The sequence below is a fragment of the Cryptosporangium aurantiacum genome, from assembly GCF_900143005.1.
GTDB classification, from domain to species: Bacteria; Actinomycetota; Actinomycetes; order Mycobacteriales; family Cryptosporangiaceae; genus Cryptosporangium; species Cryptosporangium aurantiacum.
Genome location: NZ_FRCS01000006.1, coordinates 374094 through 395752 on the forward strand (window position 1 = coordinate 374094; position 21659 = coordinate 395752).

A 21659-nucleotide genomic window follows, 5' to 3' on the forward strand; every position below is an offset into this window, starting at 1 on the left:
CTGGTCCGCCTGCCGGTGAAAGACACCGTTCGGCGTCCGTCCGCCTCACGATCACACGTCCGCCGGTCCGGTCGACGATACGTCCCGTCACACCCCTTGACGCAGTCAAGGCCCACACCTAGTTTCTGCCCTAATCATTATCAGGGATTAGCCGGGCGCACTGGCGCGGAGGCGCAGATGGTGGAACGAGCAGGCAGCGACCCGACCACGCGCGGCGTGCGCGTCGGCAACTTCTCCGGCTTCTACGGCGATCGGCTCGACTCGATCGACGAGCTGCTGACCGCGGGCGTCGACTACCTCACCGGTGACTACCTCGCCGAACTCACGATGCTCATCCTGCGGAAGAACCAGAAAGCCGGCCGCCCCGGCTACGCGGCCGGGTTCCTCGGCCAGCTGCGCCCCGTGCTGGCCCGGATCGCGGCGTCGAAGACCAAGGTGGTCTGCAACGCCGGCGGTCTCGACCCGCTCGGCTGCGCCGAGGCGGTCCGCGAACTCTGCCGCGAGCAGGGATTGTCGCTGAACGTCACGGCCATTTCCGGTGACGACGTCCTCCCGCAGTTGTCGGCGCTGCAGCCCGAGCTCTTACGCAATCTGGACACGGGCGAGGCACTCGTCGTGGCCCCGGAGCGCGTCCTTACCACCAACGCGTACCTCGGGGCATGGCCGATCGTCGAGGCCTTGGAACGCGGCGCGGACATCGTCATCTGTCCCCGCGTCACGGATGCCTCCCTGGTCATCGGCCCCGCCGCGTTCCACTTCGGGTGGAAGGCCACCGACTTCGATCGGCTCGCCGGCGCCCTGTGGGCCGGCCACGCGATCGAGTGCGGTGGTCAGGTGACCGGCGGGAACTACTCGTTCTTCTCCGAGCACGAGCCGCTCGGCATCCCGCCGATGCCGATCGCCGAGATCTTCGACGACGGCAGCGCGGTCCTCACCAAGTCCGTCGCCGACCAGGGGTGTCTCACCGTCGACACGGTGAAGGCCCAGCTGCTCTACGAGGTCGGCGGACCTCTCTACCACAACCCCGACGTCGTCGGCGATCTGCGCACGGTGCAGGTCAGCGACGCCGGCGACGGAGCGGTCCGGATCTCGCGCGCGGTGGGGTACGCGCCCACGTCGACGGCCAAACTGTCGATCTGTTACGACAGCGGCTACCGCAACAGCTTCACAATCGGCCTCACCGGCTCCCACATCCCCGAGAAGATCGCCTGGCTCCGCCACCAGGTCGACCAGGTACTCACCGGCGCGGACCGCTTCGACGGCTACCGATGGACGGTGATCGGGCCGGCCGACTCCGGAGGATCACTCGCGGAGGCCACGGCCTGGGTCGTCATCACGGCTCGCTCCCCCGATGCCGACGCCGTGGGACGGCGCGCGTTCTCCGGAGCGATCACCCAGCTCGGCATCTCCAGTATCCCCGGGTGCTACTTCGTCGGCAGCCCTTCGTCCGAGAAGTCGACGGCCGTCCAGTGGCCGTGCCTGATCGAGAAGAGCCGGGTCGTCGCCCGGGTCCATCCGCAGGACGCCGAGCCGTTCGACGTCGCCTGGCCCGAGCTGGCCTACGAACTCACCGTCGAGGACCCGCCCGACGACCCGCCGCCGGCCTTCGAGGACGAGCTGGTCCAGGTCGAGCTGGGCCGGTACTTCGGCACGCGATCCGGTGACAAGGCGGGCCTGGCCAACGTCGGTGTGTGGGCCAGAGACCCCGAGAGTTACGCCTGGATCAGGTCGTATCTCACTCCGTCGCGCTTCAAGCAACTGGTCGCGGAGGCCGCCGCACTGCCCGTGCAGCGGTACGAGCTACCCGGGATCCTCGGCCTGAACTTCGTCGTGAACGGCTTCCTCGAGGACGGGACGGCCTCCAGCATCGCGATCGACACCCAAGCGAAAGGGCTGGGCGAGTACCTCGGCTCACGCGTCATCGAGTTACCCGCCCACCTGGCGTCACGGGGAGACATCTGATGCAGAGCACTGCTTTCCCGCACTTGGAAGCACGCAAGGACGTCCGCGAAGCGGTGCGAGCACTGTGTGCCAAGTTCCCGGCCTCGTACTGGGAACAGCACGACCGTGAGCACGAGTACGCCCGGGATTTCGTCGAGGCGTTCGCCGCCGCGGGCTTCCTCGGCATCCTCATTCCCGAGGAGTACGGAGGAGGCGGCGGCACGATCGCCGATTTCTGCGCCGCACTCGAAGAGGTCGGCGCGAGCGGCGGCGGGCTCAACGCCTGCTCCAGCGTGCACGCTCCCCTGCTCTGCGTGCCCTCGCTGCTCGCTTTCGGCACCGAGGAGCAGCGCCGTACGTTACTGCCGCGGATCGCGTCCGGCGACCTGCTGATCACGTTCGGAGTCACCGAGCCGGACGCCGGCACGGATACCACCCGGATCAGCGTGTCGGCGACCCGCCGAGGTGACTCCTGGTTACTCAACGGGCAAAAGACCTGGAACTCCGGCGCGCCGTACGCGCAGAAGGTCATGGTGCTGGCCCGCACCAGCGAGCCCGGGCCGACCGACCGCCGCGGCGACGGCCTCACGCTGTTCCTCGCCGACTTCGATCGGCCGACGGTCGAGGTGCAGCCCATCCCCAAGATCGGCCGCAACGCGTTCGCGTCCGCCGACGTGTACTTCGACGATCACGTCGTCGGCTCCGCGGACGTGCTCGGCGAGGTGGGCCAGGGCTTCTACCACCTCCTGCACAGCCTGAACGCCGAGCGCCTGTACCTGTCCGCGGTGGCGATGGGCATCGGCCGGTGGTGCCTGGAGGCAGGCACCCGCTATGCGTCGGAACGGGTCGTCTTCGACCGGCCGATCGGGAAGAACCAGTCGGTACAGCATCCGCTGGCCGCCGACTACCTGCATCTTCTGGCGGCCGGACAGGTCTTGCAGACGGCGATCGCGGCCTGCGAGGAGCACGGCGCCGCCGCGATCGGCTCGCTGGCCAACTCGGCCAAGTACCTGACGACCGAGGCGGCGTGGAAAACGGCCGACGACGTCATGCAGACGTTCGGCGGCTACTCGTTCGCCCGCGAGTACCACATCGGACGCCACTGGACCGAGGTGCGGCTCCAGCGGATCGCGCCGGTCAACAACCAGATGGTGCTCAACTACATCGCCCAGCGGGTTCTCGACCTGCCGAAGAGCTACTGATGACGACGCCCGACGAAGCACTCTCCGTCGTCCGGCCGGGCATGACCGTAGCCTGCGGCAGCCTCAGCGCCGAACCTGTCGTCCTGCTCGAAGCGCTGGCCCGCCGGGTCGCGGACGCAGGCCCGGTCACGCTCCTGTCCGGGATGCTCCTGGACGGCTATCAGGCGCTCACACCGCATCTGGGCAACGAGCTGAAACTGATCACCTGGTTCATGCCGCAGACCCTGCTCGGCGACGTCGGGCTGGGGCCGAACGTCGACTTCCTGCCGCTGACCTGGGTGCAGACCTACCGTTACGTGCAGAACCGCACGCTCGACGTGTGCCTGCTCCAAGTCTCCGAGCCGGACGAGCGCGGCTACCACAGCGTCGGCGTCAGCGCGAGCCTCAACCGTCTGCTGGCCCAGCGCGCCGACGTGGTGATCGCGCAGGTCAACCCGCACATGCCGTTCGTACTCGGCGACACGCTGCTGCACGAATCCGAACTCGACCACGTCGTCCACGCCGCTCGTCCATTGCGTGCCTTCCCACACCGGGAGCCCGACGAGCGCGACGCAGCCGTCGCCGGGCACGTGGCGTCGCTGATCCCGGACGGGGCCACCGTGCAGTCCGGGATCGGGACGATCCCCGAGTCCGTGTTACGCGCACTCGTCGGTCGCCGAGAACTCCTGCTCACGTCGCAGCTCACCGATGCGGGTCGCACACTGATCGAATCGGGCGCATGCGTCTCGGACGGACCGGCCGCCATCGTCGGCGAGGTACTGGGCAGCACGGACCTCTACAAGTGGGTCGAGCGCAACCCACGTGTGGAGCTACGGCACGCGCTGGACACCCATGGCCTCGAAGCCGTCAGGAGGCGAAGCAACTTCGTGTCGATCAACTCGACGCTGGAGGTAGACCTCTTCGGCCAGATCAACTCCGAGGTGATCGCCCGCGGGCAGGCCGGCGGTATCGGCGGCAGCGTCGACTTCGCGATCGCGTCCATGCTCCCGGGCGCCCGCAGCATCGTGGCACTGCCCTCCACGACCGGGCGTGGGCGCTCCCGGATCGTCCCGGTCATCGACCGTGGTCTGGTGACGGTGCCGCGGACGCTGACCCAATTCGTGGTCACCGAGTTCGGAATCGCCGATCTGCGCGGCCGCGCAGTCCGCGAGCGCGCCCGCGCACTTGCCGCAATCAGCCATCCCGACCACCGCGATGAACTCGCGGCGGTCGCGGTGGCGCTGTGACGCAGGGGTGTACTCCCAGTAAGTCCCTAATTAGCTCGATTCTGCCTAGCGTAGGAGCATGACGAAGCGCAGGAATATGCCGTTCGCTCTGGTCGTCGCCGTAGTGCTCGCGCTCGGACTCGTGGCGTCCGCGCCCGCGCTCGCACGGTCCGACACCGCCGGTCACGGCACATCTTCCCTCGTCGGCGCCTGGCGGATGACGACGCTGGAGGTCGGTACGGGGGGCAATCTCGCTCCGGTGCCCTACTCCGGCCAGATCATCTTCACCAAGTCCGGGAACGTGTCGGTGCAGGCCATGAACCCCGATCCCGACGCGGCGGACACGGCATACACGGTGAACGGATACGAAGCCTTCTATGGGCAGTACACCGTCGACAAAAAGGCGAAGACGTTTCAGGTGACGGTCCAGTCAGCAGCCGTACGCACTCTCATCGGCCAGCGCCTGACCCGCGTTTTTGTCGTATCCCGCGACACGCTCGTCCTGACACCGGCCGATCCCGCGGAAGGCTGGCGCGTCACCTACGAGCGCCTCTGACGGTTAGCGATCGTTTGTTGAGATGCGGAGGTCTCCGATGAGAGCGACGAATCACCGCTGGTTAGGCACGCTCGCCGTGGCGCTGATCCTTCTCGGCGCGGCAGCTCTCCCGGTCCCGGCGTCCGCGTCGGCGATACGGGTTCTCACCGGCATCGCCTACGCGGCCCCGCAACCGGCGACGAGTCAGGGCCATTTCCTCGACTTGTACCTTCCGACGCACTCCCGGCAGCCGACTCCGCTGATCATCTGGGTGCACGGCTCGGGGTGGATGGCCGAGAACGGTCGCGAGAGCGCGGACGTCGTGGCCTCTCACTTCGTTCCGCGCGGCTACGCGGTCGCCGGTGTGTCGATCCGATCGAGCGGCTTCGCGCAGTTCCCCGGCCAGCTGTACGACATCAAGGCAGCGATCCGGTTCCTCCGCGCCAACGCCGCTCGCTACCACCTCGATCCGCACCGGTTCGGGATCATCGGTGAGTCCTCCGGCGGGTGGACCGCCGCCATGGCTGCCGTGACCGGCGACGTGCCACGGCTAGAGGGGAACGTCGGCGTGCGGGGCCCGTCCAGCCGGGTGCAGGCGGCGGCACCGTTCTATCCGCCGACGGATTTCCTGCAGATGGACCCGTTCATGCCGCAGGACTGCGTTCCGTTCAACGAAGACTTCGACCTGACCGCCTGCCACGCCGATCCCCGATCACCCGAATCACGGCTCCTCGGCTGCGCCATCGAGGCCTGCCCGCAGGCCGTCACCCGCGCCGACCCCTCGACGTACGTCAGCCGAAACGACCCGCCGATGCTCCTCGTCCACGGGCAGCAGGATCTCTACGTGCCGTGGCAGCAGAGCCTGCTGCTCTACCGGGCCGCAGCGCGCGCCTGCGCCGACGCGGCGCTCGTGCTACTACCCCGGGGCGAGCACGGCCAGTGGAACGAGTTCCTCACCGATCCGGCGGTCCGGACCGGCGCCCGGATACAGCGGACGGACGACTGCCGGCAGACGCGCCCTCGACCGGTGCAGCCGAGCTGGAACTCCCTGATCCAGTTCTTCGACCGGAGCCTGAACCACCGCTAGCCGGCAGCCGGTCCGTCGCTCGCCGAGCGTACGACGACTATCCACTTTCGCGGCTATTCGCGGATCGGAATCGCTCTTAGGCTGCTGTCTCTCGTTGCCGGATTACGTTGGAGTACTCCGTTGGACACAGCCTCGACCGAGCGTTTCCTCCCGCCGGACACGCTGCGCAGCACCGCGAACCTGACCGCCGCCGCCTTCGACGAGGCCGCCGACGACCGGCTGGCGTTCTGGGCCAGGCAGGCCGACCGTCTGCACTGGGACGCGCCGTTCCGGCAGGTGCTGGACTGGAGCGACGCTCCGTTCGCGCGGTGGTTCGTCGACGGACGGCTCAACGTCGCCTACAACTGCGTCGACCGTCACGTCGAGAACGGCCACGGCGACCGGGTCGCGTTACGGTTCGTGGGCGAACCCGGCGACGAGCAGGCGATCACCTACCGCGATCTCCAGGAGCAGGTCAGCCGCGCGGCCGACGCCCTCGAACGCCGCGGCGTCCGGGCCGGTGACCCGGTCGCGATCTACCTGCCGATGATTCCCGAAGCCGTGGTCGCGATGCTGGCGTGTGCCCGCATCGGCGCGCCGCACACCGTCGTGTTCGGCGGTTTCAGCGCCGACGCGCTCAGCAGCCGCATCCTCGACTTCAGGGCCAGGACCGTCATCACCGCCGACGGCGGGTTCCGGCGTGGTGCCCCGTCGGCGCTCAAACCCGCGGTGGACGCCGCGCTGGAAAAGTGCCCGGACGTCACGACGGTGCTCGTCGTCCGGCGTACCGGCCAGGACATCGGCTGGGTCGAGGATCGGGACGAGTGGTGGCACGACGCTCTGGCCGGGGCCTCGGCGAAGCACACACCGCAGTCGTTCGACAGCGAACAGCCGCTGTTCGTCATGTACACCTCGGGTACGACCGGCAAGCCCAAGGGCATCCTGCACACCTCCGGCGGCTACCTCACCCAGGCCGCGTACACCTTCTGGGGCGTGTTCGACCACCAGCCCGACGACGTGTATTGGTGCACCGCCGACGTCGGCTGGATCACCGGGCACTCCTACCTGGTGTACGGACCGCTCGCGGTCGGCGCCACCCAGGTGATCTACGAAGGCACCCCGGACACTCCGCACCGCGGCCGGTGGTGGGAAATCATCGAGCGTCACCGCGTCACGCTGTTCTACACCGCGCCCACGGCGATCCGGACGTGCATGAAGTGGGGTGACGACCTCCCGGCCCGCTACGACCTGTCCAGCCTGCGGATCCTCGGCACGGTCGGCGAGTCGATCAACCCCGAGGCCTACCGCTGGTACCGCCGGAACATCGGCGGCGACCGCACCCCGATCGTCGACACCTGGTGGCAGACCGAGACCGGCGCCCACATGCTCAGCCCACTGCCGGGCGTCACTGCGGCCAAGCCCGGGGCCGCCATGGGCCCGATCCCCGGCATCAGCGCTGACGTCGTCGACGACGACGGCAACCCCGTACTGCCCGGCGAGAGCGGCTACCTGGTTCTGACTGAACCGTGGCCGGCGATGGTCCGCACGATCTGGGGTGACCCCGACCGGTTCCGGGAGACCTACTGGTCCCGGTGGCCCGGCTACTACTTCGCCGGCGACGGCGCCCGCCGCGACCTCGACGGCGACATCTGGCTCCTCGGCCGGGTGGACGACGTCATGAATGTCTCCGGGCACCGCCTCTCGACCGTGGAGATCGAATCCGCCCTCGTGTCGCATCCGCGGGTGGCTGAAGCGGCGGTTGTCGGAGCCGCCGACGACACCACCGGCCAAGCGGTCGTCGCCTATGTCATCCTCCGCGAGGCGGCCGGTAGGGACGAGCCTGATCTCGCCGAGGAGTTGCGCCGGCACGTCGCCGTCGAGATCGGGCCGATCGCCAAGCCGCGGCACATCCTCCTCGTGCCCGAGCTACCCAAGACCCGTTCGGGCAAGATCATGCGGCGGCTCCTCCGTGACGTCGCGGAGAACCGCGAGGTCGGCGACGCCACGACGCTGGCCGACGCAGGCGTGATGGATCAGATCCGTTCCGGCATGGCCGCCGCCCGGCCGGAGGACGACTGAGACCGGTACCGGTAGACCGCCTCTTGGCGTGAGCGGGCGCCCAGTCGCGCCATCAGCGCACGCATATAGGTCTTCACGGTCTGCTCGCTCAGGCCGAGTCGCGCGCCGATCTCCGCGTTACGCAGGCCGAGCTCAGCCAGTTCGAGGACGTCGCGCTGGCGAGGCGTCAGCGCGTCGAGGCCGGGCGGCCTCGGGTCGGACCCGGAGAGCAGGTCCAATAGTGCTGTCCGGGTCACCGGATCCCGGGTAGTCCGCGCGATGGACCGAAGCCGCTCAGCAGCCGACGTGAGCACCGGTTCGGCAGATCGCAGTCGTCGTTCGACCTCGTCGCGCACCGACATCTCGACGGACACCGCATGTGCCTCGGCGGCGAGCGAGGACATCATCGCGAGCGTGAGGGCCGCGCGTTCGCGGGTCGCGGCGTAGAGGAGGCCCCGCACACCGGGACCGCTCATCAGCGGTACGACGGCCAGGCCGACGACGCCCTCCCCGAGGACGGGACCGTCATAGTCATGCGTGATCCCTGGCGCCTGGTCGTAGTGCGGAACCGCCAGCATCTGCTTGCGGAGAAGTGCCTGCCCGCCCAACCCTCGTGTCGGCCGGATCACCATCGAGGTGAGTGCGGAGGTGCGCGCGCCCACGCACACCGTCACCGGAACCTCCCCGTTGCCGATCCCGCCGAATACCAGTGCTACGTCCGGACGACAGGACAGCTTGTGCGCGGCACGGGTGAGTAGGGCGCTGTCCGCGGGCCTCGCGTGCGTGTCGGGCACAGTGACCTCCGGTCAGGGACAGGGATCGAGCGGGATGCGGTGGAGGCGCCGCAGCACGAGCGCCAGCTGCAGTCGGAGGCCACCGTGCGCGTCGGTGAGCGACCAGCCGAGGAGACGCTCGGCGTGGGTGATGCGTTTCTGGAGCGTCGAGTGGTGCAGGCGCAACCGGGTCGCAGCGCCTCGCAGGCTGGAACTCGCGCTGACCGCTTCCAGCGTCGCGAGGATCCACGGGGCTGTCCGCGCGGCTCGTTCGAGCGCGGCGACGTCCTCGATCTCCGGGGTACCTGGTCCGACCGTTCGCGCCAGCACAAGGAGGCCGCCCGCCTCTTCGGCGTGGACGATCCTGGGACCAGGATCGGCGGGAGTGCCGGCGGCGGTGAGGCGCAGCGCGAGCCGCGCCTGTGCCCAGGAGGCAGGCAGGTCGTCAACGGCGACCAGCGGGCCGATGCCCGCACGGACGGTGCTGGGCGGCGAGCTCTCGCGCTCGGAGGGTACGTCCTCGGACTCCCCGTAGATCCGTGCCCCACCGTCGGCGAAGGCAGCCGCCCTGGCCCGTTTCCAAGCTGCCATGCCCAGCCGTTGTGCTGCCATGGCCCGGGTGTCAGGTGCGGCCTCGGCGTCGAGGAGAACCTCGATCGAGGCCGGATCGTGCGGACGACGACGGCCGCTGCCCCGGGTCCGGTCCAGGACCGTGGCGGCCACTGCGGCCGCGCGCTCCAAGACGATCGCATCGATGGGGCGCGGGGAGCCCGAGCGCTCCAGCCACAGAACGGCGTCTCCGGAACCCACCGAGATGTGCGGCCAGCGCGGATCGGGGCTTTCGGCAGGCCTGCCGGTCCGTCCGTCCGCGTCGACCCTGATGTGTACCTGGCGGACGTGGTCGACCAGAGCGACAGGGCCTGCGGTCAGCATGGCCGCTCCCCTGACGATGGACTGGATTCCCGCCCCGTGGGCGAGGAGATCGTCGAAGTAGGTGACGACGCGCAGGGCCGCTCCGGCCTCCGGGTCCAGGGCGTCGAGCCGGACGGTCAACTCACGCACCGCTCAACCCCCTGACGGGTCGCCGGGCCGGGCCGGAGTTCCGGACCCGGCCCGGCGCCATCGACGCTTCACAAGCCTTGACCCAATTTAGGCGACTGAAAGAACCCTGCGCAGCCACAGCACGCGGGCGGCGCGGGCATCCTGCGAGATCACCGCCGGCCGCACCATCAGATCGAACCCGTGGAACGCACCGGGCCAGACGTGCAGTTCGGCGCTTCCCCCGGCTTGCCAGATACGGCTCGCGTACGCCACGGCCTCGTCCCGGAACGTCTCGTTGGTTCCGACGTCGATGAACGCAGGCGGGAGCCCGGACAGATCAGTGGCCCGTGCCGGAGCGGCATACGGCGACACGTCGGCGGTCCCCCGAGCCTCGCCCAGCAGCGAAGTCCAGCCGAACTCGTTGGACACCCGGTCCCACACACCCAAGCCGGTCATCTGGCGGGCCGAGGGCGTGTCGTTGTGATCGTCGAGCATCGGGCACATCAACAGCTGAGCGAACAAGGAAGGTCCGCCGCGATCACGAGCCATGAGCGCCAGGGCCGCTGCCAGGCCCCCTCCCGCGCTGGAGCCGGCGACGAGAATCCGCTCCGCGTCGTAGCCCAGCTCTTCGGCGTGTGCGGCGGTCCATAGCAAACCGGCATAACAGTCGGCGACCGGGCCGGGATGCGGCGTCTCCGGCGCGAGCCGGTACTCCACCGACACGACAGCCATGGCGGTACCCAGGTCCTGGATAGTGTCCAGGAGCTCGGGCACCTGGCTTCGCTTGTCGCCGAGCACCATGCCGCCGCCGTGCATGTGATAGATCACCGGGACAGGCGCGGTCGTTCCGGTCGGGCTGAGAATCAGCAGAGTGATGTCCGGGGCACCCTCCGGTCCCGGCACCGTACGCTCTTCTAGCGTGAAAGCGCCTCCCCGGGTGAGTTCCTCGTCCGAGGCGGGCTCGGCGCCCGGACCGCCCTGACGCAGGGCCGCGAAGATCGCCGGGTTGGCGAATCCGTCCGGTGGTAGCGACTCGTTGATCACACGCAGGGCCGCCGCGAGTTCCGGGTCGAACGGTGGCGGCGGCCCGACCGGTACGGCGGAGGATTCTTCAGCAGACGTCGTCGTCATACCTGCTCCCAGGCTGGGGATGAGGGTCACATCATCGGTCGTGGCGTTCACCACGATCGACCGCCGCGCGGCGGAATCTGACCGCCAACTGGCGGCCTGCGACGCAGGGACTCGGCCGGCCCGTCAGGTGGGACGAAGCGCGGCCATCGCCTGGTCGAGGAGTTCGCCGAACGGCTGGGTGTGACCGCCACCGGTCCATGCGTTCTTGGCCGCGATCAGGCAGGACAGCGCGGCACCGGCGATGGCCGCCGGACGGGGATCGTCGGCTGATCGCTGGTCGAGGCGCGCACCGATCTGCTCCGCGAGCTGATTCTGGACCCGCGAGATGCGTTCCAACTCCCCCGCGACGAGCGCGGGATTGCTGTGGATGACCTTCTCCATCGCGAGGGTGCGCGAAAGCTCCGCCTCATCGTCGAAGTAATCGACGACGACGTCGAAGGTCCGTCGGAGCGAGTCCCACAGCGGCTCGTCGGCCGGACGGGCAGCGAACGCCTCGAGGAGCCTCTCGGCCCAGACGTCGTGCTTGCCAAGGACCAGCTCTTCTTTTGAGGTGAAATAGCGGAAGAATGTCCGTTTCGACATGCCCGCCGCCGCGACCAGGTCCTCGATCGTGGTCCGTTCGTAGCCCTGGGCGGCGAACAGATCCTGCGCGAGCGTCACCAGTTCGGCGCGCACTGCGCGACGGGCGCGTTCACGGACGGGGAGGGGGCGGTGCTGCGGCATGCAACCAGTTTACAACCCGGAGGCGCACTTGGCACTCGGTGGCATGTTTGACGTACAGTGGCTCTCGTAGCCCAGCGATCACTCGAGCCGGAGGCACCATGGGCACCAAATGGAACGAGCGCGCAGTCCCACGCCTAGACGACCGAGTCGCCGTCGTCACCGGCGCCAACAGCGGTCTGGGCTTCGAAACGGCACGTGTGCTCGCCGACCGGGGCGCGACCGTGATCCTCGCGGTCCGCGATACCGACAAGGGCCGGCAGGCCGCCGACCGCATCACGGCGCGCGTCCCTGGTGCCCGGCTGACCGTCCAGCGGCTGGACCTGGCCTCTCTGGAGTCCGTCCGCGAGGCCGCCGCCGAACTCCGCGCGGCGCATCCGACGATCGATCTGCTGATCAACAACGCCGGACTGATGTACACGCCTCGGCAGAAGACCAGCGACGGCTTCGACCTGCAGTTCGGCGTCAACCACCTCGGGCACTTCGCGCTCACCGGGCTGCTGCTCGACCGGCTGCTGCCCGTGCCGGGCTCCCGGGTGGTGACCGTCAGCAGCGTCGGACACAAGATCCAGGCCGACATCCACTTCGACGACCTGCAGTTCGACCGCTCCTACAACCGGGTCGCCGCCTACGGCCAGGCCAAGCTCGCGAACCTGATGTTCACCTACGAGTTGCAGCGCCGTCTGACCCAGCACGGCAGTACCACCATCGCCCTCGCGGCGCACCCCGGCAACGCCCAGACCGAGCTCGGTCGTAACACCCCGGCCCCGGTGCGCGCGGCGATGACAGTTGCCATGCCCCTCATCGCCCAGAAGGCGTCGATGGGCGCGCTACCCACCCTGCGCGCCGCCACCGACCCCGCCGTGCTCGGCGGCCAGTACTACGGGCCCGACGGAGTGGGCGAGGTTCGCGGGCACCCCCACGTCGTGACCTCCAGCGACAAGTCCTACGACGTGGCCGTCCAGCAACGTCTGTGGGCGGTGTCGGAACAACTCACCAACGTCAAGTTCCCCGTATGAGCGACACCGAGAAGGACATCATGAAGACGATCATCATCACTGGTGCCAGCGACGGCATCGGCGCGGCGTCCGCCCGCCAGCTGGCGACCGCGGGTCACGACGTCGTCCTCGTGGGCCGCTCGCCGCAGAAGACGGCCGCGGTAGCGAAGCAGATCAACGCGCCCTACCACGTGGCCGACTTCACCGATCTGGCCCAGGTGCGCCGACTCGCCGACGAGCTGCTGGCCGCCCACCCCCAGATCGACGTCCTGGCGAACAACGCCGGCGGCCTCTTCGGTCACGAGACCACCACCGACGGGTTCGACAAGACCTTCCAGGTCAATCACCTGGCACCGTTCCTGCTCACCAACCTCCTGATGGATCGGCTCCTCACGTCCAGGGCCGCGCTGATCCAGACCTCCAGCGTCGGCGCCAAGGCGTTCGGCAACCTGGATCTCGACGACCTGAACAACACCAAGAAATGGGGCGCCAACAAGGCCTACGGCGACGGCAAGCTGGCCAACATCCTGTTCACGCAGGAGCTGCACCGCCGCTACCACGACCGCGGTCTCAGCGCCGTCGCCTTCCACCCCGGAAACGTGGCCACGAACTTCGCGAGCGACACGTCCAGCCCCATCCGCTGGCTGTACCGCACGCCCCTCTCTCGGCTGATCCTCGTCGACGCCGGCAAAGGTGGAGCGGCGCTCACCTGGCTGGCCGCAGGGACACCGGGCGTGACCTGGCAGTCCGGCGCCTACTACGAGAAGAACAAGCCCGTCCCGGAGAAGAAGCTGCACGCGCAGGCCCGCGACGCGTCCGTCGCCCGTGGGCTGTGGGAGCGTAGCGAGGCGCTGTTGCAGAAGGCCGGCGCATGAGCACCCGACGCGTCATCGTCTTCGGCGCCACCGGCATGGTGGGCCAGGGAGTACTGGAAGCCTGCCTGCGCGACGACACGATCACCGAAGTCCTCGTCATCGGCCGCTCCTCCACCGGGCGCACCCACCCGAAGCTCCGCGAGCTCCACCACGAAGATTTCACTGACTTCACGCCCATCCAGGATCAGCTCTCCGGTTATGACGCCTGCTTCTTCTGCCTGGGCGTCTCGGCCCTGGGAATGACCGAAGCCGCGTACCGCGCGATCACCGTCGACTTCACGCTGGCGGCCGCGAAGACCCTGCTGGCGGTCAACCCCGACCTGGCCTTCTGTTACGTCTCCGGCGCGGGCACCGACGGCACCGGCAAGACCCGGATGATGTGGGCGCGAGTCAAGGGCGAGCTGGAGAACACGCTGCTGGCGATGACACCCCGGGCCTACATGTTCCGCCCCGCGTTCATCCTTCCGCTGCCGGGGGGCAAGGCGAAAACCAAGTCGTACGTTCTCCTCTACCGCGTCGTAACACCGCTCTACCCCGCCCTGCGACGCCTCGCGCCGCGGATCGTCACCACGAGCCTGCTGCTGGGACAGGCCATGATCGCGGTCACCCGCACTGGCCGGACCAACCGCGTCCTGGCCACCGGCGACATCAACGAGGTAGCCGCTCGGTAGCACCCGAACACTGACCGAACGGGTCTCAAGCCCCCGGCTTCGGCGCCGATGCTGCACGAGGACGGCAGCACCCGGCGGCCGAGACAGGGGGCCCGTGCTGTGCTGACGTCAGCCTCGCTGCGCGCTGTGCGCGGCACGCTGCGCACCTTCCTCGATGCGCTCTGCGTCATCGCGGCCTACCTCGGGCTACTGACGCTCGGTTACGGTGGCGACGCACCCTGGGTGTGCCTGACCCTGGGCGCGCTCGGGTGCGCTCAACAGCATCCCGGCCTCCAGCGTTTCCTGGCCGGGGGCGATCTGCGGCGGCGACCGATCCTGCGGATGGCACTGCTGATGGCCACCGGAGCGGCGTTCGTCTACGCCACGGGGTGGGGGCCAGTTCTTCTCTCCGGGCTCGCCCTCGTCGTCGCCCTGCACATGCGCCTCTCCGGATCCCGTATGTGGCGGCCCGGGCTCGCTCTCGCGGTGGCGGGCGCGGGCGCGGGCCAGGTGGCGATCGCGCTCGGCGCCGCGCCCAGCTACCTCCCGGTCGCGCAAGCGCACGCCGTCGCCCTCGCGGCGATGGTCATCTCCACACTGATCATCCGCACGATCGGTCTGGCCGCCGCGGAGCGTGACGAAGCCAACGAAGCCACGCTGGCGAGCGAGCGCCGGTTCCGCGCGCTCGTCCAGGACTCGGGCGACGCCCTCGCCGTCAGCGACGCCGATGGGGTGATCACGTACGTCAGCCCGGCGGTGCGCAGGGTGATCGGGATCGAACCGGACACGCTGATCGGTTCGTCGATCGTCCCGTTGATCCACGTGGACGATCTGCCCGCCGTGCGTGACCTGTTCGCGGCGGCCGCGAGCAGGCCCGGCCACATCAGCCGCGCCGAGATCCGTGCACGCCACGTGGACGGTACGCACGTCTGGGTCGAAGCCTGTATGCGTGACCTGACGGCAGATCCCGACGTCCGCGGCTACATCGCCACGGTCCGCGACATCACCGTTCGGAAGGCCCACGAGCAGCAACTGGCCTACGCGGCCAGTCATGATTCGCTCACCGGGCTGGTCAACCGCGCCGAGTTCGGCCGCGGGCTGGACGTGGCCTGCGAGACCGGCCGCGCGGCCGTGCTCTTCGTCGACCTCGACGGATTCAAGCAGGTCAACGATCGATACGGCCACGACGTCGGCGATGCCCTGCTTCTCGGGGCTGCCGAGCTGATGCGTACCGCCGCGCCCGCGGGCAGCGTAGTGGGCCGGTTCGGCGGCGACGAATTCGGCCTTGTTCTCCCGGGCGACACGGCCGACGGCGCGATCGCCCTCGCCGAGCGGATCCTCGACCGCATGAACACGCCGGTGCGCACCAGCGCCGGTCCCCTGCTCCTGCGCGCCAGCATCGGCGTCGCGATGCTCCCCGACTGCCGGTCGGCCGGCGCGAGTGGACTGCTCCGCGCCGCCGACCTCGCGATGTACGACGCCAAACGCAGCGGTACTCACCGGTTCCAGGTGGCCTCGCCGACACAGGTCGCTGCCTGATGTCAGCGGGTCGCCTCCTCGCAGAATCTGGACGGGTCTATGTTTAGATTCATCGAATGAGTGACCGGAAAGGCTTTTCATGACCGAGCAGCGAACGATAGTCATCACAGGCGCCAGTCATGGCATCGGCGCCGCCTCCGCCCGGCAACTGGCGGCCACCGGGGCACGCGTCGTGCTCGTGGGCCGCGAGTCGGAGGAGACCGCCGCGGTGGCGAACGAGATCGACGCGCCATACCACGCCGCCGACTTCACTGATCTCAGCCAGGTCAACCGGCTCGCTGACGAGCTGCTCGCCGCCTACCCCCGGATCGACGTGCTGGCCAACAACGCCGGAGGCCTCTTCAAGCACGACACCACCAAGGACGGCTTCGAAAAGACCGTCCAGGTCAACTACCTGGCCCCGTTCCTGCTGACCACCCGGCTGGTGGACCGGCTCATCGAGTCCGAGGCCTCGCTGATCCAGACCGCGAGCATCGGCCACCGGATGTACGGGAACCTCGACCTCGACGACCTGAACAACGAGAAGAAGTGGAGCGCCACGAAGGCATACGGGGACAGCAAAGTGGCCCTGATTCTCTTCAGCATGGAGCTGCACCGCCGGTATCACGCCCGCGGCATCAACACCGTCGCCTTCCACCCCGGGAACGTCTCGACCAGCTTCGGCACCGACACGGCCCTGCTTTTCCGGCTCTTCTACCGCAGCCCTATCGTCCAGCGCCTTCTCCTGATCAGCGCTGACAAGGGTGGCGCGGCACTGACGCGTTTCATCGACGGCACCCCGGGCGTCACCTGGCAGTCCGGCGAGTACTACGAGGACAACAAGATCGCCCCGGCCAAGAAGCGCAATCCGCAGATCGACGACAAGACCCTGGGCCGGCAGCTGTGGGAGCGCAGCGAAGCCCTGCTGGGCATCAGCGCCGCCTAAACAGGATCCTTAATTACGGAAACCTGATAACTTTCCCCTGTAGCCGCAGCCGGAGCAGACCAGGGGTCGAGTGAGATGAAGGTGCTGATCGTCGGAGCGTCCGGGTTCGTCGGCTCGGGGGTGACACGACACCTCGCCGACACGCACGAGGTGCTCGGCCTGGCCCGCAGCGAGGAGTCGGCCGACCGGATCGCGTCCCTCGGCGCCGAGCCGGTTCGGGGCAGCGTCGACGACCTGGACGGGCTCCTCGGGCACGCCGCCGCCGCCGACGCGACCGTCTTCGTCCCGCAACTGCTCCAGGACCTGGAGCACACCACGGTGTCCGCGCTGCTGCGCAGCTACGCGGGCACCGGCAAGACCTTCGTGTTCACGTCCGGAACCGGCGTCCTCGGACAGCGCACGTTCGGGGAGTGGAGCGAGGACACCTTCGCCGAGGATGACGAGTTCGTGACGTCGAAGTACCTCGTCCAGCGGCGGCACACGGAGCTGGTCACTCGAGCCGCGTCTCAGAACGGCGTACGAGCCGTCGTGGTCCGGCCGCCGGCCATCTGGGGTGACGGATTCCACCCCTTCGTGGGGGACATCCTGACGTCGGTGGACAAGACCGGATCGGCCTGTTACATCGGCCGCGGGCTGAACCTGTACACGCACGTCTCGCTCGACGACCTCGCCGAGCTCTACCGGCTCGTGCTCGACCGCGGCGTGGCCGGCGCCCTCTACCACGCGGCCGGGGGCGAGCTGAACAACCGCACCCTGGCCGAGTGCGTCGCCCGCGTCCACGGCGTGCAGACACGCAGCGTCTCCATCGAGGAGGCATTCGAGATCTGGGGCAAGTTCACGCCGCTGGTGACCCTTGGAGTGTCCAGCAGGTCCCGAAGCCCGCGTTCGCGTCGCGAACTCGGCTGGTCACCGCAGCGTACGGACGTCGCGCAGGCGATCCTGGACGGCGAACTGAACGGCAAGCGGCGGTCCTGACAGCAGGTGGGGAGCGTGCCCGTCGGGCCACGCTCCCCACCTGTCAGTCATCCCGCGACGACATCTCCTGCGTTGTGCTCGGACTCGGCCGGCATGCCGAAGTCAATCGCGGTGCCCCGCGCCTCGAACTGGAAACTCGCTCCGTGAGGGATGTTGGGATCGCCCGGGCCGACCAGGCTCGAGATCCGCCACTCGCCCTGCTCACGGCGGAACCGGACGTCGTAGGTCGCGTCGACCACGACGACCTTCGTGGCGCCGTCACTCTGCGGGAGAACCAGATGGGCGATGCCATGGACGAAGCCGGCCGCCTCATCGCCGTCGACCTCGATGTTGACTCCGCCGAAGCTCGTCGGGTTCTCGGCGATCGGCCTCATCATCGCGAAGAACCCGTCGGCCTGGGCGGTGATCGCGTCCCGGCCGACCGCCGCACCCCACCGACCGTCCTCGGTGAAGAGGGCAGTGAGCCCTGCCGCGTCACGCCGACTCTCGGTCCACCAGTACTTCTCGATCAGCCGGCGACACGCGAACTCGTCGAGAAGGTTCTGCGTGTAGGGATCCACCATGGTCTGCCTCCACTGTCGATCGAGGCACCGCTGCCTCGTCTCGGGCTGAACAGTAATGAGTATCAGGAATCGATGCGGCCGCGCTCAGCCGCTGACCTCGATCGCCGCCCACGGGCAGGCATCCGCGGCGCTCTTCACCGTGGCGCCGTCGACCTGGTCCCATGCCACGTCGGCGCGCACATAGGACTTGCCCGTCTCCGCCTGCACGTCGCCGAGGATGACGAACACGTCGCTCGCCCGCCGCGCGCAGGCGCCGGTCCCATAGCACAGTTCGTGATCGATCGTGATCGTGACGCCGGCTCCAGACGCCGTCCGGGTGCCCGTGTCGGTCATAAGTCCTCCTGGTGAGCGGGAGCGATCAGAGGATGGGGCGCCCCACGGAGTCAGGCGATGACACCCCGTTGAACGAATCCCTCGCCCGCGCCGAGGTTCCGGCCGCGGGGCACTTCGAGACAGAAGGCCCATCGCCGGTAAAGCGTAGCCGGATTGGCGCTGGACCAGCCGTCCAGGACGCTATACGGTGACCTCGGCCACTGCAATTCGTATACGGAATTGGGGTCTAGACAACGATGTTAGACGTGCGGAGGGCGCCATGACCGCGACACCGACTGTGACCGCCATCGACGTGGACGAACGCGGCATCCCCAGCATCGACCCGGAGCTGATGCCGCGGGTGGTCCGCGGCGTCGACTGGCGCGCGCAGATGGACGCGCTGCGCGAGGCGTTCCCCTACTTCCGGGTGGGCACCGACAAGACGATCTGGGTGACGCGCTGGGAAGCCGCGCGTGACGTGTTCGCCGACCAGGAGACGTACTACGAACCGAACTGGGTCGAGGCGTTCGGCAGCCACGACGCCTTGCTCGACGGCTCCGGGTTCCAGTTCCGCGACGGATTCGATCCCGCTGCCGGCTTGAAGCGACAGCTCCGCCTGCGCCAGGCCGTCATGGAGCACTTCTCGCCGAAGTACATCCAGGCCTGGCAGTCCACGATGCACGAGATCGCCACCGACCTGCTGGCACGGTTCAGCGACCGGGGAGAGTGCGACTTCGTCAACGAGTTCTCGAAGTTCTACTTCCCCTACGTGTCGGCCCGCTGGCTGGGAGCACCGCAGGAGGACTGGGACACGCTGGTCCACTGGCAGCACGAGATCTTCCAGCTGAAGCAGTCCTCGGGTGACGACCGCATGCTGCACATGTCGGGCGAGGCCATGAACGGTGTGCTCGGCTACATCAACAAGCTCATGGACGACAAGCGCGCCAAGCCGGACGAGAGCTTCACGAGCTACGTGTTGCAAGCGTCGATCGACGGGCGGCAGCTCACCGAGGAAGAGGCGCGGGGCGTTCTCACGATCACCGTGCTGGGCAGCGGCCACACGGTGACGTCCCACCTCGGCGAGACGTTCCGGCATTTGGCCACCCACCCGCCCCTGCAGCAGATGATCGCCGCCCACCCGGACTCCATCGATCAGCTGGCCGAAGAGATGCTCCGCCTGTACTCGCCGTTCGGCCACAGCCGCACCGTGACCCGGGACGTCGAGCTGCACGGGCTCCAGCTGCACCGCGGCGATCAGGTGTTCATGATGTACACGATGGCCAACCGGGACCCTCGCTGCCCCGGCTTCGGCAGCGTCGACGTCGAACGCAAGCCGAATCCGCACCTGGCGTTCAACTTCGGCCCGCGGCGGTGCATCGGGATCCACTGGGCACGCATCAGCCGGAACATCGCGATCGAGGAGTGGCACCGGCGGATCCCGAGCTACCGGATCAAGGACGGCGTCGAGCTCACCGAGCAGATCTACGCGGGTACGGGATTCCCCAGCCTGCCGTTGGTCTGGGGGTAATAGGCCGGATCGATCCGGATTGATCCGCACCCGGGGCGCCGAGGGCACATGCCGCGCTCCCAGCCCAGCATGTGCCCGTCCATCCGCCGACGAGGAGGCCGCCCATGACCGTTGCCGCCGACGCCGACTCGACAGCCGAGGACCCCGACCCAGGTCGGGCCGGAGAGCCCGGCATCGGAAGGCTGGCCGTCCAGGTGGCGCGGCGCATCGAGGCGGATGTCGTCCGGCGTGGCTGGCCGGTGGGCGAGTCGCTGGGTTCCGAGCCTGAGCTACGGCAACGTCACGAGGTGAGTCGGTCGGTGCTCCGCGAGGCCGTCCGGCTCGTCGAACACCACCAGGTGGCGCGGATGCGTCGGGGGCCCAACGGCGGGCTCTTCGTGAAGGCCCCCGACGCCGGCCCCGCGGCCCGGGCGATCGTCATCTACCTGGAGTACGTCGGAACCACCGTCGCCGATCTGATGGAAGCGCGCCGATTGCTCGAGCCGGTGGCTGCCGTCCTGGCGGCCCAAAACCTCACCGAGGACGGCATCACCCTGGTCCGCGGCGCCGTCGACGCCGGGTCGATCATCGACCCACCGGAGCCCGGCAGCGCCGAGACGCTCCACGTCGTGCTCGGCCGGCTGTCGGCCAATCCGGCACTCCAGCTGTTCATCGACGTGCTGATCCGACTCACCACCCGCTTCGCGGTGCCCGTCAAGGCCTCCCCCCGAGAGCTTCGCCAGGCGCGCGCGGAGGCAATCCGCCGCCACGCCGACATCGCCGACGCTGTGATCGCAGGCAACGGCGGAAAGGCGGAGGCCAGGCTGGCCGCTTACCTCGACGGCGTCTCGTCCTGGATGCGCACCAACAGCCTCGGCGCGGCGCACGGACGCACCGTACCCGTGGTCGGCCGCGTGCGGACGGGCGAGCCGAAAGCGAAGCTCGCCGAGGTGGTGGCCGAACAGCTGCGTGAGGAGATCGCGGCGAGCGGCTGGCCGGTCGGATCCGTCCTCGGCTCGGAGACCGACCTGCTGTCCCGCTACCGGATCAGCCGCGCGGTCCTGCGCGAGGCCGTGCGGCTGCTGGAGTGCCATTCGGTAGCGCGGATGCGGCGCGGGCCGGGCGGAGGCCTTGTCGTCGGGGTCCCCGACCCGCAGGCCAGCATCGACTCGATAGCGCTCTACCTGGAGTTCAAGAGGGTCTCCGGTGCCGATCTGGTCGCCGTCCGCGACGCGATCGAGCTGGGCATCGTCACGCGAGTGGTCGAACGGCACGACCAATCCGGGATCACCGAGCGACTCGAACGGGCGGTGCGGTGGATCAGCGAAGGCCCGGACGACGACCAGGACAACGCCGACCACTTCCACACCGTGCTGGCCGAGGTCGCCGGGAATCCGGTCCTCCTCCTGTTCCTGCGTGTCCTCACCCAGCTCTGGCGTCGGCACTCCGGTACCGAACGGGCCGACACCGGCCCGGCCACACGCGCCGGGGTCGAACACGTGCACCGGAGGATCGCCGAGGCGGTTCTTGCCGGGGACGAGGCGCTCGCCCGCCACCGAATGCGCCGCCACCTCGCCGTACTCACCGAATGGTGGCACTGACACCGACGCCGCCGTTCCCGATTCGATCAACCATCAGGAGGT

General features: G+C 68.7%; 20 protein-coding genes. 14 read left to right on the forward strand and 6 right to left on the reverse strand.

Annotated elements, in window-relative coordinates:
* The first annotated feature begins 177 nt into the window (after positions 1–177).
* The 6 genes from BUB75_RS22190 (at position 178) to acs (ending at position 8028) form a co-directional block, all read left to right on the forward strand.
* Positions 178–1962, forward strand: a complete 1785-nt coding sequence (locus tag BUB75_RS22190; RefSeq protein ID WP_073259680.1) for an acyclic terpene utilization AtuA family protein — start codon at positions 178–180, stop codon at positions 1960–1962.
* A complete protein-coding gene (locus tag BUB75_RS22195) occupies positions 1962–3143 on the forward strand; it encodes an acyl-CoA dehydrogenase family protein (RefSeq protein WP_073259681.1) in 1182 nt (393 codons plus the stop codon). The genes BUB75_RS22190 and BUB75_RS22195 overlap by 1 nt, the downstream gene beginning before the upstream one ends.
* Positions 3143–4369 (forward strand): acetyl-CoA hydrolase/transferase family protein, encoded by a 1227-nt coding sequence (locus BUB75_RS22200; RefSeq protein WP_073259682.1) that lies wholly within the window; start codon positions 3143–3145, stop codon positions 4367–4369. Before BUB75_RS22195 ends, BUB75_RS22200 begins: the two co-directional genes overlap by 1 nt.
* Positions 4370–4427: 58 nt before the next feature.
* The gene (locus BUB75_RS22205; RefSeq protein ID WP_143175350.1) at positions 4428–4904 is read left to right on the forward strand and encodes a lipocalin-like domain-containing protein; all 477 of its coding nucleotides are present in this window, start codon (positions 4428–4430) and stop codon (positions 4902–4904) included.
* A 37-nt stretch (positions 4905–4941) separates the two neighbouring features.
* Positions 4942–5970 (forward strand): alpha/beta hydrolase, encoded by a 1029-nt coding sequence (locus BUB75_RS22210; protein WP_073259684.1) that lies wholly within the window; start codon positions 4942–4944, stop codon positions 5968–5970.
* 120 nt (positions 5971–6090) lie between these two features.
* Positions 6091–8028, forward strand: a complete 1938-nt coding sequence (gene acs, locus BUB75_RS22215) for an acetate--CoA ligase (protein WP_073259685.1) — start codon at positions 6091–6093, stop codon at positions 8026–8028.
* Here acs and BUB75_RS22220 read toward each other — a convergent pair.
* The 4 genes from BUB75_RS22220 to BUB75_RS22235 all read right to left on the reverse strand — a co-directional run bounded on the left by BUB75_RS22220 (position 7983) and on the right by BUB75_RS22235 (position 11675).
* On the reverse strand, positions 7983–8681 hold the full coding sequence (locus BUB75_RS22220; RefSeq protein WP_143175352.1) for a response regulator transcription factor: 699 nt from the start codon (positions 8679–8681) through the stop codon (positions 7983–7985). The genes acs and BUB75_RS22220 overlap by 46 nt on opposite strands.
* A gap of 132 nt (positions 8682–8813) precedes the next feature.
* Complete coding sequence (locus BUB75_RS22225) at positions 8814–9842, reverse strand: helix-turn-helix domain-containing protein (RefSeq protein WP_073259687.1); 1029 nt, start codon at positions 9840–9842, stop codon at positions 8814–8816.
* 87 nt (positions 9843–9929) lie between these two features.
* Entirely contained in the window at positions 9930–10952 is a 1023-nt protein-coding gene (locus BUB75_RS22230) for an alpha/beta hydrolase (RefSeq protein WP_073259688.1), read from the reverse strand.
* A 123-nt stretch (positions 10953–11075) separates the two neighbouring features.
* Positions 11076–11675, reverse strand: a complete 600-nt coding sequence (locus BUB75_RS22235) for a TetR family transcriptional regulator (RefSeq protein ID WP_084741580.1) — start codon at positions 11673–11675, stop codon at positions 11076–11078.
* Positions 11676–11773: 98 nt separating this feature from the next.
* Here BUB75_RS22235 and BUB75_RS22240 point away from each other — a divergent pair, with 98 nt between their 5' ends.
* From BUB75_RS22240 to BUB75_RS22265, 6 genes are all read left to right on the forward strand, one after another.
* Positions 11774–12691, forward strand: a complete 918-nt coding sequence (locus BUB75_RS22240) for an SDR family NAD(P)-dependent oxidoreductase (RefSeq protein ID WP_073259690.1) — start codon at positions 11774–11776, stop codon at positions 12689–12691.
* Positions 12688–13545 carry an SDR family NAD(P)-dependent oxidoreductase gene (locus BUB75_RS22245; RefSeq protein WP_218617703.1) on the forward strand — a complete coding sequence of 286 codons (858 nt, stop codon included), beginning with the start codon at positions 12688–12690 and terminating at the stop codon, positions 13543–13545. The genes BUB75_RS22240 and BUB75_RS22245 overlap by 4 nt, the downstream gene beginning before the upstream one ends.
* Entirely contained in the window at positions 13542–14216 is a 675-nt protein-coding gene (locus tag BUB75_RS22250) for an NAD-dependent epimerase/dehydratase family protein (RefSeq protein ID WP_073259691.1), read from the forward strand. Before BUB75_RS22245 ends, BUB75_RS22250 begins: the two co-directional genes overlap by 4 nt.
* Positions 14217–14315: 99 nt before the next feature.
* On the forward strand, positions 14316–15734 hold the full coding sequence (locus tag BUB75_RS22255; RefSeq protein WP_073259692.1) for a sensor domain-containing diguanylate cyclase: 1419 nt from the start codon (positions 14316–14318) through the stop codon (positions 15732–15734).
* A gap of 79 nt (positions 15735–15813) precedes the next feature.
* On the forward strand, positions 15814–16659 hold the full coding sequence (locus tag BUB75_RS22260) for an SDR family NAD(P)-dependent oxidoreductase (RefSeq protein ID WP_073259693.1): 846 nt from the start codon (positions 15814–15816) through the stop codon (positions 16657–16659).
* A 75-nt stretch (positions 16660–16734) separates the two neighbouring features.
* On the forward strand, positions 16735–17634 hold the full coding sequence (locus tag BUB75_RS22265) for an NAD-dependent epimerase/dehydratase family protein (protein WP_073259694.1): 900 nt from the start codon (positions 16735–16737) through the stop codon (positions 17632–17634).
* 47 nt (positions 17635–17681) lie between these two features.
* Here the strand turns inward: BUB75_RS22265 and BUB75_RS22270 are convergent, their stop codons facing one another.
* Both BUB75_RS22270 and BUB75_RS22275 read right to left on the reverse strand, forming a co-directional pair.
* On the reverse strand, positions 17682–18197 hold the full coding sequence (locus BUB75_RS22270; RefSeq protein ID WP_073259695.1) for a nuclear transport factor 2 family protein: 516 nt from the start codon (positions 18195–18197) through the stop codon (positions 17682–17684).
* Positions 18198–18281: 84 nt separating this feature from the next.
* Entirely contained in the window at positions 18282–18530 is a 249-nt protein-coding gene (locus BUB75_RS22275) for a ferredoxin (RefSeq protein WP_073259696.1), read from the reverse strand.
* Between the two features lie 259 nt (positions 18531–18789).
* Between BUB75_RS22275 and BUB75_RS22280 the strand changes: the two genes are divergently transcribed.
* Both BUB75_RS22280 and BUB75_RS22285 read left to right on the forward strand, forming a co-directional pair.
* Positions 18790–20037 (forward strand): cytochrome P450, encoded by a 1248-nt coding sequence (locus BUB75_RS22280; RefSeq protein WP_073259697.1) that lies wholly within the window; start codon positions 18790–18792, stop codon positions 20035–20037.
* A 104-nt stretch (positions 20038–20141) separates the two neighbouring features.
* Positions 20142–21617, forward strand: a complete 1476-nt coding sequence (locus BUB75_RS22285) for a FadR/GntR family transcriptional regulator (protein WP_073259698.1) — start codon at positions 20142–20144, stop codon at positions 21615–21617.
* The last annotated feature ends 42 nt before the right edge of the window (positions 21618–21659 follow it).